Origin of the sequence: uncultured Parasphingorhabdus sp. (assembly GCF_963975735.1) — a bacterium.
GTDB lineage: Bacteria > Pseudomonadota > Alphaproteobacteria > Sphingomonadales > Sphingomonadaceae > Parasphingorhabdus.
Map to the genome: position 1 here is coordinate 14,996 of NZ_CAXBIA010000006.1, position 16,862 is coordinate 31,857.

Annotated in this window: 14 protein-coding genes; 13 read left to right on the forward strand and 1 reads right to left on the reverse strand. The window is 53.7% G+C overall.

All coding sequences use genetic code 11. The features are described from left to right. The first annotated feature begins 122 nt into the window (after positions 1-122). Genes zwf through eda form a run of 5 tightly spaced genes read left to right on the forward strand, consistent with a single transcriptional unit; the run spans position 123 to position 5,613 of the window. On the forward strand, positions 123-1,565 hold the full coding sequence (gene zwf / locus AACZ86_RS08820) for a glucose-6-phosphate dehydrogenase (RefSeq protein ID WP_339691512.1): 1,443 nt from the start codon (positions 123-125) through the stop codon (positions 1,563-1,565). Then, positions 1,558-2,202, forward strand: a complete 645-nt coding sequence (locus AACZ86_RS08825; protein ID WP_339691515.1) for a 6-phosphogluconolactonase — start codon at positions 1,558-1,560, stop codon at positions 2,200-2,202. Before zwf ends, AACZ86_RS08825 begins: the two co-directional genes overlap by 8 nt. Next, entirely contained in the window at positions 2,199-4,034 is a 1,836-nt protein-coding gene (gene edd / locus AACZ86_RS08830; protein ID WP_339691517.1) for a phosphogluconate dehydratase, read from the forward strand. The genes AACZ86_RS08825 and edd overlap by 4 nt, the downstream gene beginning before the upstream one ends. Further along, positions 4,034-5,005, forward strand: coding sequence for a glucokinase (gene glk / locus AACZ86_RS08835; RefSeq protein ID WP_339691520.1), 972 nt, complete (start codon positions 4,034-4,036; stop codon positions 5,003-5,005). The genes edd and glk overlap by 1 nt, the downstream gene beginning before the upstream one ends. Next, a complete protein-coding gene (gene eda, locus AACZ86_RS08840; RefSeq protein WP_339691523.1) occupies positions 5,002-5,613 on the forward strand; it encodes a bifunctional 4-hydroxy-2-oxoglutarate aldolase/2-dehydro-3-deoxy-phosphogluconate aldolase in 612 nt (203 codons plus the stop codon). The genes glk and eda overlap by 4 nt, the downstream gene beginning before the upstream one ends. Positions 5,614-5,649: 36 nt before the next feature. On the opposite strand, the gene AACZ86_RS08845 is transcribed toward eda, so the two are convergent. Beyond that, entirely contained in the window at positions 5,650-6,750 is a 1,101-nt protein-coding gene (locus tag AACZ86_RS08845; protein WP_339691525.1) for a hypothetical protein, read from the reverse strand. Between the two features lie 82 nt (positions 6,751-6,832). On the opposite strand from AACZ86_RS08845, the gene cysD reads away from it, so the two are divergent. From cysD to AACZ86_RS08885, 8 genes are all read left to right on the forward strand, one after another. Next, positions 6,833-7,747 carry a sulfate adenylyltransferase subunit CysD gene (cysD, locus tag AACZ86_RS08850; RefSeq protein WP_339691527.1) on the forward strand — a complete coding sequence of 305 codons (915 nt, stop codon included), beginning with the start codon at positions 6,833-6,835 and terminating at the stop codon, positions 7,745-7,747. Next, positions 7,747-9,672, forward strand: a complete 1,926-nt coding sequence (gene cysN, locus AACZ86_RS08855) for a sulfate adenylyltransferase subunit CysN (protein ID WP_339691529.1) — start codon at positions 7,747-7,749, stop codon at positions 9,670-9,672. The genes cysD and cysN overlap by 1 nt, the downstream gene beginning before the upstream one ends. Beyond that, complete coding sequence (locus AACZ86_RS08860) at positions 9,669-10,412, forward strand: 3'(2'),5'-bisphosphate nucleotidase CysQ (protein WP_339691531.1); 744 nt, start codon at positions 9,669-9,671, stop codon at positions 10,410-10,412. The genes cysN and AACZ86_RS08860 overlap by 4 nt, the downstream gene beginning before the upstream one ends. Positions 10,413-10,676: 264 nt before the next feature. Further along, on the forward strand, positions 10,677-11,192 hold the full coding sequence (locus AACZ86_RS08865) for a helix-turn-helix transcriptional regulator (RefSeq protein ID WP_339691533.1): 516 nt from the start codon (positions 10,677-10,679) through the stop codon (positions 11,190-11,192). Positions 11,193-11,713: 521 nt separating this feature from the next. Then, positions 11,714-12,481 (forward strand): JAB domain-containing protein, encoded by a 768-nt coding sequence (locus AACZ86_RS08870; RefSeq protein ID WP_339691534.1) that lies wholly within the window; start codon positions 11,714-11,716, stop codon positions 12,479-12,481. Positions 12,482-12,733: 252 nt separating this feature from the next. Continuing rightward, positions 12,734-13,330: a hypothetical protein gene (locus tag AACZ86_RS08875; RefSeq protein ID WP_339691535.1), complete on the forward strand. Its 597-nt coding sequence runs from the start codon at positions 12,734-12,736 to the stop codon at positions 13,328-13,330. A 462-nt stretch (positions 13,331-13,792) separates the two neighbouring features. Beyond that, a complete protein-coding gene (sthA, locus tag AACZ86_RS08880; RefSeq protein WP_339691537.1) occupies positions 13,793-15,214 on the forward strand; it encodes a Si-specific NAD(P)(+) transhydrogenase in 1,422 nt (473 codons plus the stop codon). Position 15,215: 1 nt separating this feature from the next. Continuing rightward, a complete protein-coding gene (locus AACZ86_RS08885) occupies positions 15,216-16,325 on the forward strand; it encodes a diguanylate cyclase (RefSeq protein ID WP_339691540.1) in 1,110 nt (369 codons plus the stop codon). Positions 16,326-16,862 lie beyond the last annotated feature (537 nt).

The following is a 16,862-nucleotide window of genomic DNA, read 5'->3' on the forward strand; positions in this document are numbered from 1 at the left end:
CCATGTTCAATTGTTCGACAAAATATATTTGCGCGATTGCCTTTTAATGACAACGCTGTCATAGAGTTTGAAAGATGGAAAACCTTTGTCTTGAAACCGTGATAGGGGCTGATTGGTAGAAAATGAACAGTTCGGCTACATTATTGCTATTCGGGGCAACCGGAGATTTGTCCAAGCGTATGCTTTTGCCTTCGCTCTATGCACTGCACGAAGATGAGTTGATCGCTGATGATGTAAGGATTGTCGGCACCGCGCGCAGCGAATTGGACGATCAGAAATTCCGGGACATGGCTGCATCGGCGCTGGAACAATATCTGCCGGATGATCGCAAAAACAAGAACATGATATCCAGCTTTTTGAACCGTCTGTCCTATCAGCAACTGGATGCTTCATCGACGGAGGGTTTTGGCGATCTGGCCGAGAAAATTGGCGATATTTCAGGTGGTCTGGCGATTTTTCTTTCAACTGCACCGTCGCTATTCGAGGCGACGATCGCGGGATTGAAAGCAGCCGGATTGACTGGTGAAAATGTCCGGATCGGTCTTGAAAAGCCGCTGGGCAATGATCTGCAATCGTCCAATGCGATCAACGACGCAGTAGCAGAGGCTTTTCCGGAGGATCGCATCTTCCGGATCGACCATTATCTCGGCAAGGAAACTGTCCAGAATCTGATGGCCTTGCGTTTTGCCAATTTGATGTTCGAGCCGCTATGGAATTCCAACGGTATCGATCATATCGAGATTACGGTTGCCGAAACCGTGGGTCTTGAAGGGCGTCACGGCTTTTATGAAAAAACCGGCGCACTACGCGACATGGTGCAAAATCATATTCTGCAGCTTGTCGGTCTGATCGCGATGGAGCCGCCGGCGAATCTCGACGCCACCTCGGTTCGCGACGAGAAGGTCAAAGTGTTGCGTTCCTTGCGGCCGGTGATCGCCGACAATGTTGTTCGCGGGCAATATGGCGATGGCGCGGTCAAAGGCGAGGCGGTTTCGTCTTATCAGGAAAATCTCGGCGAAAGCTCGGAAACGGAAACCTTTGTCGCGTTGAAGGTGTTTGTAGACAATTGGCGCTGGCAGGGCGTGCCATTCTACGTCCGGACCGGCAAGCGGCTCGCGGAGCGCCGCAGCGAAATTGTCGTACAGTTTAAGAGTGTGCCTCATAATATCTTTGCCGGTGGCGGGACCAAGTTAAACGCCAATCGCCTCGTCATTCGTTTGCAACCGGAGGAATATGTCCGGCTCCAGGTTATGGCAAAAGAGCCAGGACTGGATCGCGACGGTATCGTGTTGCGTGAAGTGCCGCTTGATCTGTCGCTGACCCAGGCATTTTCAAAAACCCGCAAACGCATCGCCTATGAAAGGCTGTTGATTGATCTGATTGAAGGCGACCCGACTTTGTTTGTCCGGCGGGATGAGGTCGAGGCGCAATGGCATTGGATCGATGCGATCCGGAAGGTTTGGGAAGAGAATCATATTGGCGTCAAATCATATGGTTCCGGTAGCTGGGGGCCATCTGCTGCGATTGCGCTAACCGAACGGGATGGAGTGAGCTGGAATGATTGATACAGGAACTGCAATATCCGCTTCCGCCTCGATCAGCTGGGCCGTCAAGACCGATGCGCAAAGCGTGGCGGATCATGTCGCCAAGATCGTCGAGCAACCGGGCAAGCATCGTATCGCGGTGCCCGGCGGCAACACGCCGATCGAGATTTTCGATATCCTCTCCCGCCAGACCTTGCCGTGGGGAACGGTGACAATCACCTTGACCGACGACCGGATCGTCCCGGTAAGGCATCCGGCAAGCAATCAGGCTAAACTCGCGAGAGCCTTCGACGCAACCGCTGCCCATGTCGATCCACTGGTTCGCGGAGAGCAAGTCCCGCCGTTTGATTTGGTCTGGCTGGGCATGGGCGCCGATGGGCATATCGCTTCTCTATTTCCGAATATGACCTGCGATGAGCAGGAGGCACCGGCGGTCATCCACACCGTTCCTGACCCGTTGCCGGTGGAAGCGCCGTTTGAACGGCTGAGCCTGAATATGGCCGCGCTGACGGCAACAAAGGAAATCATTCTGGTGGTTCGCGGCTGCGACAAGAAGAATATTCTTGAAGCAGCCATCGCCGGCGATACCGATGTACCGGTGGCGACGCTGTTCCGCAGAGCGAACTGCCCCATCACGATATTCTGGAGTCGCTCATGACGCTGAACACGACAGTCGAAAAAGTTACCGACAGGATCATCGAGCGGTCGCGATCGTCGCGCAGTGCCTATCTCGACCTGATCGACAAGCAGCGCGAAGCCGGGGTCCACCGGCCCACTTTGTCCTGCGGAAATCTTGCCCATGGGTTTGCCGCTAGCGGCGACGACAAGGCCGCTATTCGCGGCGGCAAGGCGATGAATATCGGTGTGGTCACCGCCTATAATGACATGCTTTCAGCCCACCAGCCTTATGGTCGCTATCCGGAGCAGATAAAGATATTCGCCCGCGAGAAAGGGGCGACCGCCCAGATTGCCGGCGGCGTTCCGGCGATGTGCGACGGTGTAACCCAGGGCCAGGACAGTATGGAGCTGTCGCTATTCAGCCGCGATGTGATCGCGATGAGCACCGCGATTGCGCTCAGTCACGGCATGTTCGAAGGCGCGCTGCTGCTCGGCATTTGCGACAAAATCGTGCCCGGATTGCTGATCGGTGCGCTCCGTTTTGGTCATCTGCCGACGATTTTGGTTCCGGCCGGACCGATGCCTTCCGGTCTTGCCAACAAGGAAAAGATTCGCGTTCGTCAGCTGTTTGCCGAAGGCAAGATCGGCGAAGAAGAACTGCTCGATGCCGAGAGCGCCAGCTATCACGGCGCCGGAACCTGCACCTTTTTCGGAACAGCCAACTCCAACCAGATGATGATGGAGATGATGGGACTGCATATTCCGGGCAGCAGCTTTGTGAATCCCGGCAACAAGCTTCGCCAGGAACTGACCCGTGCGGCGGTGCATCGGGTGACCGAAATCGGATGGGGTGTTGGGGAGGATGCTGCTGCGGACTACCGACCGTTGGGCCATTGCATTGATGAAAAGGCGATCGTCAACGCGGTCGTAGGATTGCTTGCAACTGGCGGTTCCACCAATCATGTGCTGCATCTCCCCGCGATTGCGAGAGCGGCCGGCATCATTCTGGACTGGGATGATATGGATGAACTGTCCAAAGCGGTGCCGCTGATCGCGGCGATTTATCCCAATGGTGCTGGCGACGTGAACTATTTTGCGGCGGCGGGCGGCATGCCCTTTGTCATCCGTGAGTTGGTCGATGCCGGGCTGGCGCACGGTGATATCAAAACCGTTTACGGCGCATCGCTGAGAGACGGCGCGCAGGAGCCTTATATTGCTGAAGATAAGCTCGCGTTCAAAGATGCTCCCGCCGCCAGTTTGGACGAAACTATATTAAAGCCTGTGAGCGATCCGTTTAAACCCGACGGCGGCCTGCGTCTCCTGAAAGGCAATTTGGGCAGAGCAACGATGAAAACCAGCGCGGTCGATGAATCCCGCTGGACCATCGATGCGCCGGCTCGGGTTTTTGACGATCAGAATGATGTGATGACCGCTTTCAAGGCAGGCGAACTGGAAAGGGACGTCGTGGTCGTCGTCCGATTCCAGGGGCCTGCAGCAAACGGGATGCCGGAACTTCACAAATTGAGTTCGCCATTGGGTGTCTTGCAAGACAGGGGTTTCAAAGTTGCCTTCGTCACAGATGGAAGAATGTCCGGCGCCAGTGGCAAAATTCCGTCTGCGATCCATGTCTCTCCGGAAGCCTATAAGGGCGGACCACTGAGCAAATTGCGGGACGGCGATCTGATAAGAGTTTGCGCGCAAGAGGGGGCGCTCGAGATATTGACCGACGAAGCAGATTGGGAAAGTCGCCCCATCGCGCCGCCGCCCCCGCGACCACTGGGCACAGGGCGAGAGCTTTTTGCGATGCTGCGGCACCATTGTGACGAGGCTGAAAAGGGCGGCTCTGCGATGTTGAGCGAGGCAGGGCTGTAATGACCCGGGAAATCATGGTGGCCGATATTGGAGGTACCCACGCCAGATTTGCCATTGCTGTCGTAGAGAACAGGCATATCGCGCGTCTCGATCACCAGATCACAATGAATAGCGCAGATCACGCGAGCCTTCAAATCGCGTGGGAGGCTTATGGAGAGCAGGTAGGACGCAAGCTGCCGTCGGATGGCGCCATAGCCGTGGCTGGGCCGGTTGGCGGCGATGTGCTGCACCTGACCAACAACAGCTGGATGATCCGCCCCCACTTGATCAAGGAAAAACTGAGGCTGGAGCGTTATAGTCTGGTCAATGATTTTGGTGCTGTCGGTCATGCCGTCGCGTTATTGGCGGATCAGCATTTCGAGCATATTTGCGGACCGGACATAGCGCTCAACGACAAGGGATTGATAACGGTTCTCGGTCCCGGCACCGGAATGGGTGTTGCCCACGTTATGCGGCTGGACGGTGATTACCAAGTGACCGAAACCGAAGGCGGACATATCGACTTTTCGCCGCATGATGAAGTTGAAGATCTTTTACTAAGGCATTTGCGGAAAGAACATGGGCGCGTCTCTGTTGAACGGGTGGTCGCGGGACCGGGTCTGCAAACCATTTACCACGTGCTCGCCGAAATCGAGGGCCAGGCGTCCAAACGGATGGACGACAAGGCTCTGTGGCAACTGGCGCTGTCGGGCGAAGATAGTCTGGCATCGGCCGCGTTTGACAGATTCTGCCTGTGTCTCGGCGCATTCGCCGGTGATATCACGCTGGCGCAAGGTGCGCGGTCGGTGGTGATTGCGGGCGGACTTGGTAGCCGGATCGCTCATCGCTTGGCATCATCCGGATTCCGCGAACGGTTCAAAGCCAAGGGCCGCTTCCAGTCGTTGATGGAGCAGATTCCGGTCAAACAACTGCTGCATGAACAACCTGGCCTCTATGGCGCCGCCGGTGCCTTCATCAAGGAACATCAATGAAACCGATCGAGCGGATCATGCGGACGGCGCCGGTCATACCGGTGCTGGTGATCAATCATGTCGCCGACGCCATGCCAATAGCCCGGGCTTTGGTTGAAGGCGGTCTCAATGTTCTGGAAGTCACCTTGCGAACCGATGCCGCGTTGGAAGCGATCGCGGAAATGACGCAAGTAGAAGGCGCTATCGTGGGTGCCGGTACGGTGACAAACCCGGCCCAGATGAACGCTGTATTATCTGCAGGTGCCGAATTCATCGTATCGCCAGGCCTGACGGAAAACCTCGGTCGAGCCGCAGTTGCAGCGGACATACCGTTTCTCCCCGGTATCGCCAATGCCGGAGACATCATGCGCGGGATGGATCTCGGGCTTGAGCATTTCAAGTTTTTCCCGGCGGTAGCGGCGGGTGGCATTCCATCACTAAAAGCGCTCGCTGGACCATTTGGCGGATGCAGATTCTGTCCAACCGGCGGTATTGCCGAAGCTTCAATGGCCGACTGGCTGGCGCTATCGCAGGTCCTCTGCGTGGGCGGAAGCTGGGTTGTACCAGCGGGGCCGGTTGATAGCGATTTGATAAGAGCGAATGCCAAGGCGGCCTTGCAAGCCAGCTGATGTATTTGACGCGTTGCAGTTCCGTCAGTCTGTGTCCTAGGTCAGCGCCACGATACTCGCCAGAATGAGGCGCACAAGATCGGCCTGACCGCGCGTGCCGGTCTTGGCATATATCCGCTTTGAATAGAGCCTTGTGGTTTCATGGGTCAGGCCCAGCAGAATTGCTGCTTCCCTGATCGTCACGCCGTGGCTGATATGCAGGGCAAGCCGGGCTTCCTGAATGGTAAGGCCGAAAAGATTGGCCAGATGGTCGCTGCGCTCGGCGCTGTTGGATCGCTCGCCGTGGACAAAGGCGATGGCAACCGGCTGAATCGCGCCCGGTAGGTCTGCTGGTGGATTGGTGAGCAGCATATCCAGCCATGGCTCGTCCGACAGATGCACGGTCCGCACCACGCTTTCCCCAGCCTGACGCATTTTCAGAAATTGGCGCAAGACTCCCTGGGCATCGGCGCGCTCGGCTATCAGCCGCCCGTCGGGCGATTTTCGCAGGGTTTGCCCTTCTTGCACAAAGGCTTCCGCCTGCTCGCTCATGTCAATGATCCGGCCGGAGCCGTCGAGCATGAACCAGCCGAAATTGAGCCGCATGATTGCATCGGCGGATATTCCTGCCTTCAATCTTTGCCGCTCGAGTTCGGAATGGGTGCCGGCGGCAATTGCCAGATGACTGGCGAGGGCGCCCAGCAGCGCGCCGTCGCTGGCAGAGAAATTGCTGTCCTTGCGGCCAAGAGAAATCCAGATTTGCCCGCCATTGGGTTCTGCCACCCGCATGATGCGGGCAAAGCGAACATCGGGGTCCCGCAGGAACAGCGCTTTGAACCGGCTTTGGCGCGGGTCATTGGGATCGAGGAACTCGTCGAGGGAATAGACCCGGTTGAGCCGCATGACATAATGCGGAAGTGCCGCGACCTTCCCGAAGTCCTTCTGGTATATTTCATTTATATCGCCGGAACCCTGTTTGGCGGCCGGAATCTGGACTGATTGCAGCCAGTCATGGTCACCCTGAAAAAACAGATTGGCATAGTCCGCTGCGGTTCTGCGCTTTAGCTGCGCGAGAAAATTTTCCCATGGCGGCGCGCCCAGCGTACCGCGGTGCAGAGCCGCAATCAGATCATGTTCTTCGCTCAATATCACCGACATTCGTCACGCATATCCCATATGGGAACTGCATGCAAATCAGAAGCGCGTAATAAGCTTCCAATCCTTCCAATTGGACGATCATATGACCCGTATTTTGACCCATTTAGAACGGCTTGAAGCCGAAGCCATACATATCATGCGTGAAGTCGTCGCCGAGGCGCAAAAGCCGGTGATGATGTATAGCGTCGGCAAGGATAGCGCGGTTCTGCTGCATCTCGCGAAAAAGGCCTTTTATCCATCTCCTCCTCCATTTCCGTTGCTCCACGTCGATACGACCTGGAAATTCAAGGACATGTACGCGCTGCGCGAAAAGGCGGCACAGGATGCGGGGATGGAATTGATCGTCCATCATAATGCAGAAGCCAAAGAACGCGGCATCAACCCGTTTGATCATGGCCCGCTCCATACCGACATGTGGAAAACTGAAGGCCTGAAGCAGGCGCTCGATCTATACGGTTTTGACGTTGCTTTCGGTGGCGCGCGGCGTGACGAAGAGAAGAGCCGCGCGAAAGAGCGCGTATTCTCTTTCCGCACTGCCAGCCACGGCTGGGACCCCAAGAACCAGCGCCCCGAATTGTGGAATCTCTACAACGCCAAGAAAGCCAAGGGAGAAAGCATCCGCGTTTTCCCGATCAGCAACTGGACCGAACTGGATATCTGGCAATATATCATGGCTGAGAATATCGAGATCGTGCCGCTCTATTTTGCCGCGATGCGCCCGACCTATATGCACGAAGGCAGCCTGTTCATGGCCGACGATATCGACCGTCTGGAGCAGGTGATGGGGCACAAGCCCGAAATCACCAGCCGGTCGGTCCGTTTCCGCACGCTGGGATGTTTCCCGCTGACCGGAGCCGTCGAAAGCACCGCATCGACCCTAGCGGAAGTGGTGCAGGAAATGCTGCTCACCACCACCAGCGAACGGCAGGGCCGGGTGATCGACAAGGATGAAGGTGGCGCCGGCATGGAGAAGAAGAAGCAGGAGGGCTATTTCTGATGACCGATGGAACCGGAAAAGACCCGATCTACAAGACCGATGCGCTGATCGGAGAGGATATTGACGCCTATCTCGCCCAGCATCAGAACAAGGAGCTGCTCCGCTTCATCACCTGCGGCAGCGTGGATGACGGCAAGAGCACGCTGATTGGCCGGTTGCTCTACGACAGCAAGATGATCTTCGAGGACCAGCTGGCTGCGCTGGAAGCGGATAGCAAGAAGTCGGGCACCCAAGGCCAGGAGATAGATTTCGCGCTGCTGGTGGATGGTCTCGCTGCCGAGCGCGAGCAGGGCATCACCATCGATGTCGCCTACCGGTTTTTTGCGACGGAAAAGCGCAAGTTCATCGTCGCCGATACCCCGGGCCACGAACAATATACCCGCAATATGGTGACCGGTGCGTCGACCGCCGATGCCGCGGTCATATTGATCGATGCGCGCAAAGGCGTGCTGGTCCAGACGCGGCGTCATTCCTATCTTGCCCATCTGCTCGGGATCAAGAATCTGGTTCTGGCGGTGAACAAAATGGACCTGGTGGATTATGACCAGGACATTTTTGACAATATCGTCAGGGAATATGGCGAGTTTGCTGCAGAAATCGGCATAGACGGCTTCACTGCGATCCCGATCTCGGGCTTCAAGGGCGACAATATAACCGACGCGCCATCGACAAATATGCCTTGGTACGACGGGCGGGCGCTGATCGCCCATCTCGAGAATATCGAGATCGCGACCAATGCCGCGCAGGAAAAACTGTTTCGCATGCCGGTGCAATGGGTCAATCGCCCCAATCTCGATTTTCGCGGCTTCTCCGGCCTGATTTCCTCCGGTATCGTCAAGCAGGGCGATCCCGTCCGGATCGTACCGTCGGGCAAGAACAGCGTCGTCAAAAGCATTGTCACTCTGGATGGCGATCTGGATGAAGCGGTAGCTGGACAGTCCGTCACTATTCTCCTTGAGGATGAAGTCGACTGTTCGCGCGGTGACGTGATTGCTTCCGCTGGCGATCCGCCCGAAATTTCCGACCAGTTCGAATCCACTATTGTCTGGATGAGTGACGAAGCGCTCAAACCCGGGCGTAGCTATTGGCTCAAACTGGCCACACAGACGGTCAGCGTATCGGTGCAGGAACCAAAATATGAAATCAATATCAACACGATGGAACGGCTTGCTGCCAAGACACTGGAGCTGAACGCCATTGGTGTTGCCGAAGTGCATACCGACAAACCGATCGTGTTCGAACCTTATGCCGACAGCCGGGCGCTCGGCGGCTTCATTCTGGTCGACAAGATCACCAATGCGACGGTAGCTGCCGGCATGTTGCATTTCAGCCTGCGCCGCGCCGCCAACGTCCACTGGCAGGCGACGACAATCACGCGGGAAGAACATGGGGCGCTGAAAAACCAGACACCGCGCGTCTTGTGGTTCACCGGCCTCTCGGGATCGGGCAAGTCGACCATCGCCAACGAGGTGGAAAAGAGCCTCAATCTGATGAACCGCCATACGTTCCTGCTCGACGGGGATAATGTACGCCATGGCCTCAACAAGGATCTCGGCTTTACCGAAGCGGACCGGATCGAGAATATCCGGCGCGTCGGCGAAGTAGCAAAATTGATGACCGATGCTGGCCTGATCGTCCTGACCGCCTTCATCAGTCCGTTCCGCGCGGAACGGAAAATGGTGCGTGAAATGCTGCCCGAGGCCGAGTTTATCGAAATTTTCGTCGATACGCCGCTGGCTGTTGCTGAAGAACGCGACGTGAAGGGCCTCTACAAGAAAGCCCGCAGCGGTCAGCTGAAAAACTTCACCGGTATCGACAGCCCTTATGAGCCGCCGGAAAATCCTGAAATCGTGGTGAATACGGTTGAGATGACGCCCGCAGAAGCGGCCGAATATATCATCCGCCAGATCATGCCGCTGAAATGAGTGATATTATGACCGACGCAGAGCTTGCCGCCGATCTCGCGCTATCAGCCGGCCGGATTTTGGTGGAATTACGCGAAAGCGGCAAGTTCGAGGGTAAAGCTCTTGGCAAAGCCGGGGACGAGGCGGCCAACGCGTTTCTGGTCCGTGCCTTGCGCGAACAGCGGCCAGACGACGGTCTGCTTTCGGAAGAAAGCAAGGACACCGCCGCTCGGCTAGATAAATCGCGTGTCTGGATCGTCGATCCGGTCGACGGCACACGGGAATATGGGGAAGGGCGGTCGGATTGGGCCGTCCATGTTGCCCTGGCCATCGATGGGGTTGCCACGATCGGTGCCGTCGCCTTACCCGGTCTCAACGATGGACTTGTTCTCCGCACAGATAAAATTGATCAATTCCCGGGCTATGACGGTCCGCCACGTCTGGTAGTCAGTCGGACGCGTCCGGCAGCCGAGGCGGTATCGGTTGCTGAGCGGCTTGGCGGGGAACTGGTACCCATGGGCTCCGCCGGTGCCAAAGCGATGGCCGTGGTTCGGGGAGAGGCTGAAATATATCTTCATTCCGGCGGCCAGTTCGAATGGGACAGCTGTGCGCCGGTTGCGGTTGCACTGGCTTATGGCCTACACTGCTCGCGGATCGACGGTTCGCCGCTCGTCTATAATCAGCAAGACACCTATATGCCCGACCTGTTGATATGCAGGTCGGAATGGGCAGACAAAGTGTTTGAGTTGTTAAAAGACTGAGTGAACGGACGGTCCTAATTCCTACAGGTTCGGCCTTCTTAGGAGCGATCTCCTGCAATATAGAATAACCACCAGGTGCAACCTCACAACAAGTTCGTCTGTCGCCAATATACCGGGCAGCATTTCACCCATCAATTGATCCTCTTTATCTCCTTGATTTTCGAGTTCCATTTTGCGCTTGGCATTTCCGCGATTACGCGCTGTGTTAGTTGCGTTCATTTCATCGTGTGGGTATAGGCGGGAAGAACTTATGGGGCAGTAGTTTTGGAAGATTTTGCGCTAGAATCCTCGCGTGTGGCAAATCTGACGGCCAAGCAGCGAGAATGTTTGCATCTGGTGGTTCTTAGAAAGTCCTCCAAGGAAATTGCGCGAATTCTGGATATCTCCAAACCGGCGGTCGATCAACGTTTGGTCAGCGCTCGACGCGTGCTGGGGGCATCAACCCGAGATGAAGCCGCATTAATCTATGCCAGAGCATCTGGTGCCTATGACCGGATACTATATGATCCGGTAGGTGTTCCCTTCGATGCTACTTTCGGTGCAGAAGAACCTCAGGACGAGTGTTCAGGTTCATCCATGCTCGAAGAATTATCAAGTCCTTATGACTTTGATGCCGCGCATGATGTGAACTTTTGGCCGCAAATCCTGAAGGAACCCGAGGGTAGCTGGGGCACTGTTCAGAGAATTGCCATTATTGTGGTTTTGACTATCGGAATTTTGGCAATTGTGTTGATCGGCCTGTCAGTCTCTCAGTCTCTTTCTAGTCTGTTGGCAGCATAACCAGCCATTAGGCTCTTACTTTTTGAAACAGCAAAAATCCGCGATTTGCGGAGCGGGGAAATTATGCCTTATCAGATCAGAATAGCCTCCCGTCAAATCATGCAATATCTGCCGAAAACAGAGGCTTCCATTGATCGGGTTCTAATCTCCGGATCGGGATTGGATGTCCGTGAAACATATCCGCCAGTTCAGGCATCTGGTGACACGGCAAGTGGAGTTTTGTTGCCCCTTGAACGATCAAAGGTTGACTGCGATGCTTCGGAATGTTTCCTTTAGGGGATGCGAACATCCGTTTTTTTTCTCCTCTTCTGTATCATCTGCTTTTATGCATTGTATCGGGGAGGGGCGCCGGAGCGCTGGGTCGCGTGTGTCGTCATTTGCATGTTGGTATTGGACCCGGTCGTCCATATCGTTACTCCGCTGGAATATGCCAAACTGGATCCCGGGCATTTGGTCATCGATTTGGCAGCGTGGATCGGCTTTCTCGCAATTGCACTTCGTGCAAATAGGTTTTGGCCATTATGCGTAGTTTCACTTCAGACAATCGCGCTAGTGGCTCACGTCACAAGGATGCTCGACGTGACGATTCAACCAAAAGCCTATATGATCATGCAAATAGCTTCTTCCTATCCATTGCTGGTCGCGCTGATGATCGGGACGTTTTACCACCGGAAAAGACTGACGGCCATCGGGACCGACATATCCTGGCGCAGCTCATAGAGATTCTCGAGCCGGACGATGCCGCCAGACTGTCAACCGAGTTGCTTGATGAATTTGGCTCAATCGGCCGCTTGATGGGTGAGTCTGAAGCCGCGCTGGCTCGGGTTCTCAGGGACAATAGAGCCATAATAAGGTTGCTCAAGGCAACAGAAAAAATCACGCTCGTCAGTCTTCAAAATCAACTACCTCGAAAACTGATTTCCGCTACCGATCAGAGGCTTGTGAGATATCTAAGGGCCTGTATGGGTTCGCGGACTACAGAGATAATGCGGGTATTATTCTTGGATAGTTCGAACCACCTGCTGGGGGATCAAGAATTTGGCGCTGGATCTCCGCAGCGGATGTTTGTTCAGCCCCGGTCTATCGTGAAACGGGCGTTGGAGTTCGACGCTAGCGGCATAATATTGGCGCACAATCATCCTGGCGGAACCATAACGCCAAGCAAGTCAGATATAGAATTCACAAAGTCCATCAAAGCATTGTGCATGGAACTCGAAATTCGATTGCATGACCATATCATCATTACACGCGATCAGTGGGCCAGCTTTAGAAAGTTACGGATAATATGACTCTCGAGGTGCAAGCCAGAAAGGCTGCCTTTGCGAAGACAGAGCTGAATAAGCGGCTGAACTGAAATCCATTTTTCTCGATTCGCATATTTGCCGATGCTCTGGCATGGGCAATCCGGCTTGAAGTCTATGTCACGGCAGTCGAAAATCACGGTAATTTTGATAATAATTGATTCTCGCATACTTCTTGCTACCTCAATATGAGATTTTGATGTGCATATCTGAATATTCCGCTCAGCTTCAGGAATGATAATGGAATTTACCTATAAAGAGATTCAGGATATCCTGTCGCATAAGCACCATATTGCCAGTACCAGCCGGACTGCGTTTCGCGGGCGGATTCAGCACATGCAGCGTCTTGGTTTTCCCTCTGGCGTCAATACAGGCAAGGGAAGGCCGGCGTCCTATACTTGGCGGGAGCTGTTGCTCATGGGACTGGCTTTTGAATATCTCGAAATCGGATCGACCCCCGATCGCTCGATTGCGGAAATCATCAAGATTGAAGACATGTTACTGACGGGACTTTCGAAGGTTATTTTGGCAACCGAGCAGCCCGATGCATCTGAGCAGGCCAATCATTTTCTATTTGCGGAATTGTCTGCATTGCTGACGTTGAGGGCTGAAGACAGCTGGCATCAACAATGTAAAATACTCTCGTTCGGAGATATTAAGCAGATATTGTCTTCAGAAGGGAACGACGCATATAGATCTCCCTACGCCATAATTGATTTGCGACAATTTTTGGGCGGGATGTTCACGAGCGTCGGAGAAATTTGCGGATTAAACAATCAGATTATGGCAAAAGACATAAAATTATGGGCATCAAGGCAATTGTCTGACGTTTTGTAACTAGGGCATGCTTTGCTTTCTGTGAGCGCCATTACCATGAGGTTGGCGAACCATTCATCAACAGACTTCGGGAATGACGGGCCGGGGTCTCGCTGCGCGCAGCGCTATTGACTCTGCGTTTTTGATTCAAGAGCAGTGCCGGTGGAGTGGGCCTGCATTACACAATAATCTCTATCGGATCCATATGAGCGCGCTTGAGGGTGCTTCTGAGGCACGCAGAATAGAAGCAGAATGAGCTTCTTGAATTTATGAAATGTAGTGACGGTTCAAATAATCAGCATCTGGCCAATATTATGAGGCCCATGAGCGGCAACCTTGTCGGTTTAGACGCCCGATTTCTCTGCTTCTGAACTATCCAGCGCTAGTTGTTTCAATCCGTTGATAGCTTCTTGAATTTAGATTGCCGTATTATTTTAAGATTTTTCCCATTCGCCGTTAACCACAACGGGAAGGGAACCAAATATGGTTAAATTTGACTATGATTTCGTGGTGATCGGAGGAGGACCCGCTGGTCGCCGAGCAGCGATCCAGGCCTCTAAGCTTGGAAAATCCGTTGCCCTGGTCGATGATCAAAAGTCGATCGGTGGCGTGTCGGTTCACACCGGTACACTGCCATCGAAAACCATTCGGGAATCGGTCCTCTCGGTCACTGGTTGGCGAGATCAGCATTTTAAATCCCGGCAGCCCCGCAACGGAATCAAGATGATGCAGGATTCCATCAATTCTCGCCTTGTCACGACATTGGGAGATGAAGTCGAGGACATCGACAGCCAGCTTGCGCGGAATAATGTCACGATCCTGCAAGGGAAAGCGAAGTTCTCAGGCCTCCACAAATTGGCGATCCAGCAGAACGTCAGAGGTAGAAAAACAAGTTTTTCGATCTCGGCCAGCAAGTTTCTGATCGCCGTGGGTACCAAGCCGTTCCGACCCAAAAGCATCCCATTCAATGGGACTACCGTGATAGATAGTGATAGTGTCGCCGCGAATTTGCCGATGCCGAAAAGCATAACGGTCGTTGGCGGGGGCGTTATCGGTCTGGAATATGCAACAATTTTTTCGACATTGGACATTCCGGTAACGGTCGTGGAAGCACGCGAACGGATTCTGGAGTTCATCGATCACGATATTGTCGCCAATTTTGTCCATCAGCTTACGGACCGTGGCATCGGCCTTCGATTAGGTCGAACGATCGATAAGATATCGCTTGATGACCACGGTCATCCGAATATTTTATTGGATGATGGTCGACAACTTCGTTCCGGAATGCTCTTGTTCACTGCCGGCCGCGTAGGCGCGGTGGACAGCCTTGGATTGGAAAAAGTAGGGCTAAAATGCGACAGTCGTGGCCGGCTGGTTGTCAACAAAGAAACCCTGCAAACTAGCCAGCCACATATTTATGCCGCCGGCGATATCATCGGCTTCCCGGCATTGGCCTCCACATCGATGGAACAGGGGCGGCGCGCCGCCTGCCATGCTTTTGGCGAACCAATTAACAGTTCGGCCAACAGCTTTCCGTTGGGTATATATTCGATTCCTGAAATAGCCAGTATCGGTCTGTCGGAAGAAGACGCAAGACAACAAGGGTTCCAGGTAGAAATTGGTATTGCACGTTTTCAGGAAACGTCTCGCGGACATATTCTGGGCAGCTGTCAAGGGATGCTCAAATGCATTTTTGATCTCAACAATCGAATGCTGCTCGGTGTCCATATCGTTGGAGAAGGTGCAACCGAATTAATCCATATCGGACAAGCGGTGATCAATCTAAACGGTGGAATTGACTATCTGTCTGACAATGTCTTTAATTTCCCGACGCTAGCCGAAGCCTATAAAGTGGCGGCTCTGGATGCCTACAACCGAATGCCAAAGCCCAGATTGAGGGCGTGACGTGAAAATTGATATCAAGAATATACTGAGCTCGTACCGACGCGAACAACGTCATGGCCAAGCATGTCCGGTCTGTACTGACAATGATAGCGAATATGCGCCGTTGGTGGAAATCACCAATTTTCTGGCGCACCATAATTTGTCGTTGAACGCGAAAAATTTCGAGCAGGCATGGGAATATATTTGCGGTAACAACAAGGAATTAAAGGCTGAACTGGACAAGGCGTCATCTGCGTCTGAACTAAATAATCAATCCGCACTCGAAATATATGATAAATATTTTAATGTTGATATCAATGTGCGGATCGAGAAAATCTTTCAGGAAGCGATCGTCCAAATTCGTAGCACGACGCAAATTATCAGTGTCGGCAACGACAACGCGATCAAACACGAAAGTCAGTTGATCGAACAAGCCGACAATATCCGGGGCGAAAGCGGTGGTATTGATAAAGCCATTCAGAAGCTGCTCGACCTATCCCGTATGATGGTTGAATCAACACGCGAGAACCGCGAACAGATATCACAAACAAACGAGAAGCTAGCCGAGCTGCAAAAAGACCTCGAAGTTGCCAGGAACGAAGCCGACCACGACAAATTGACGCGACTTCCCAATCGTCGGAAATTTGACCGGGATCTCGATGCCGTTTTCCAACGGTTGCACGATGATGAAGGGGCATTTGTCTTGGCATTTGTCGATGTCGATCATTTCAAACGCATAAACGACACTTTCGGCCACGAATGCGGTGATCGCGTGCTTCGAATGATCGCAAACCAGTTGTCTCAACTTTCCGATAATCGTTGCAGTATATCCCGTTACGGCGGTGAGGAATTTGCAATTTTGATCGAGGACGATGATGTCGACAATATATTCCGGAAGATCGATGACTGCCGGAGCGGGTTGGCGAGCAAGTCACTTGTCGACGTGGCATCGGGGCGTCCTATCGGCCAGGTCACATTCTCCGTAGGGATGGCCCAATGTCTGCCCTCTGATACGAAACAGTCAATTCTCAGAAAGGCTGATATCGCGCTGTACAACGCGAAGTCAGGCGGCCGGAATATAGTGCGTAAATTTTCTAGTGAATTTGAGGAACGTCGGGTTTCCGACAGCTAATATTAACAAAGCTATATTCCTACGGATTGTTGACGCCTCATCCTGATTTCAGGGATATCTCCCTAAACTCTGAACTTCTCCGCCAGATATTGGAATGGCGATGTCGCTCGGGCGCTGGAAGGCAAGGTCGCCTTATGTTCACGCCAAGGGCCATCAGATCTCAAAATGCCGGGTTCCCGGAAAGACCTCTGTCGGCAAATCACCGCGCGTTTCTGGAACGCCAAATATCGCATGTCCGGAAGCAAGATAGACTGGATGGCAGGGTCTCCATATGCAATTGGGTAGGACGAGAAAATCGTCCTACCCAATCCTGAAGAGCGCATACCAGGTGCACTGCATTCACCAAGGCTGGGGCCTGCGGGGGCCGGACAACCTCGGTAGAAAGTTTTCAACCTTTCCAAGTCCACGCTATCCGAATCCACGCGCCTTAGATCAATTGTTATCCAACCCGATTTGGTGAGATACAGAGATATTATACCCAAAATGGAGATAAGCTTGCAGGCCCCTTGATAGCGCTGCGTTCTATTAATCCCGTTT

Excerpts from the sequence above, each read along its gene's own strand:
- zwf (WP_339691512.1), top strand. The coding sequence starts at position 123 with ATGAACAGTTCGGCTACATTATTGCTATTCGGGGCAACCGGAGATTTG.
- AACZ86_RS08825 (WP_339691515.1), top strand. The coding sequence starts at position 1,558 with ATGATTGATACAGGAACTGCAATATCCGCTTCCGCCTCGATCAGCTGG.
- edd (WP_339691517.1), top strand. The coding sequence starts at position 2,199 with ATGACGCTGAACACGACAGTCGAAAAAGTTACCGACAGGATCATCGAG.
- glk (WP_339691520.1), top strand. The coding sequence starts at position 4,034 with ATGACCCGGGAAATCATGGTGGCCGATATTGGAGGTACCCACGCCAGA.
- eda (WP_339691523.1), top strand. The coding sequence starts at position 5,002 with ATGAAACCGATCGAGCGGATCATGCGGACGGCGCCGGTCATACCGGTG.
- AACZ86_RS08845 (WP_339691525.1), bottom strand. The coding sequence starts at position 6,750 with ATGTCGGTGATATTGAGCGAAGAACATGATCTGATTGCGGCTCTGCAC.
- cysD (WP_339691527.1), top strand. The coding sequence starts at position 6,833 with ATGACCCGTATTTTGACCCATTTAGAACGGCTTGAAGCCGAAGCCATA.
- cysN (WP_339691529.1), top strand. The coding sequence starts at position 7,747 with ATGACCGATGGAACCGGAAAAGACCCGATCTACAAGACCGATGCGCTG.
- AACZ86_RS08860 (WP_339691531.1), top strand. The coding sequence starts at position 9,669 with ATGAGTGATATTATGACCGACGCAGAGCTTGCCGCCGATCTCGCGCTA.
- AACZ86_RS08870 (WP_339691534.1), top strand. The coding sequence starts at position 11,714 with ATGCGTAGTTTCACTTCAGACAATCGCGCTAGTGGCTCACGTCACAAG.
- AACZ86_RS08875 (WP_339691535.1), top strand. The coding sequence starts at position 12,734 with ATGGAATTTACCTATAAAGAGATTCAGGATATCCTGTCGCATAAGCAC.
- sthA (WP_339691537.1), top strand. The coding sequence starts at position 13,793 with ATGGTTAAATTTGACTATGATTTCGTGGTGATCGGAGGAGGACCCGCT.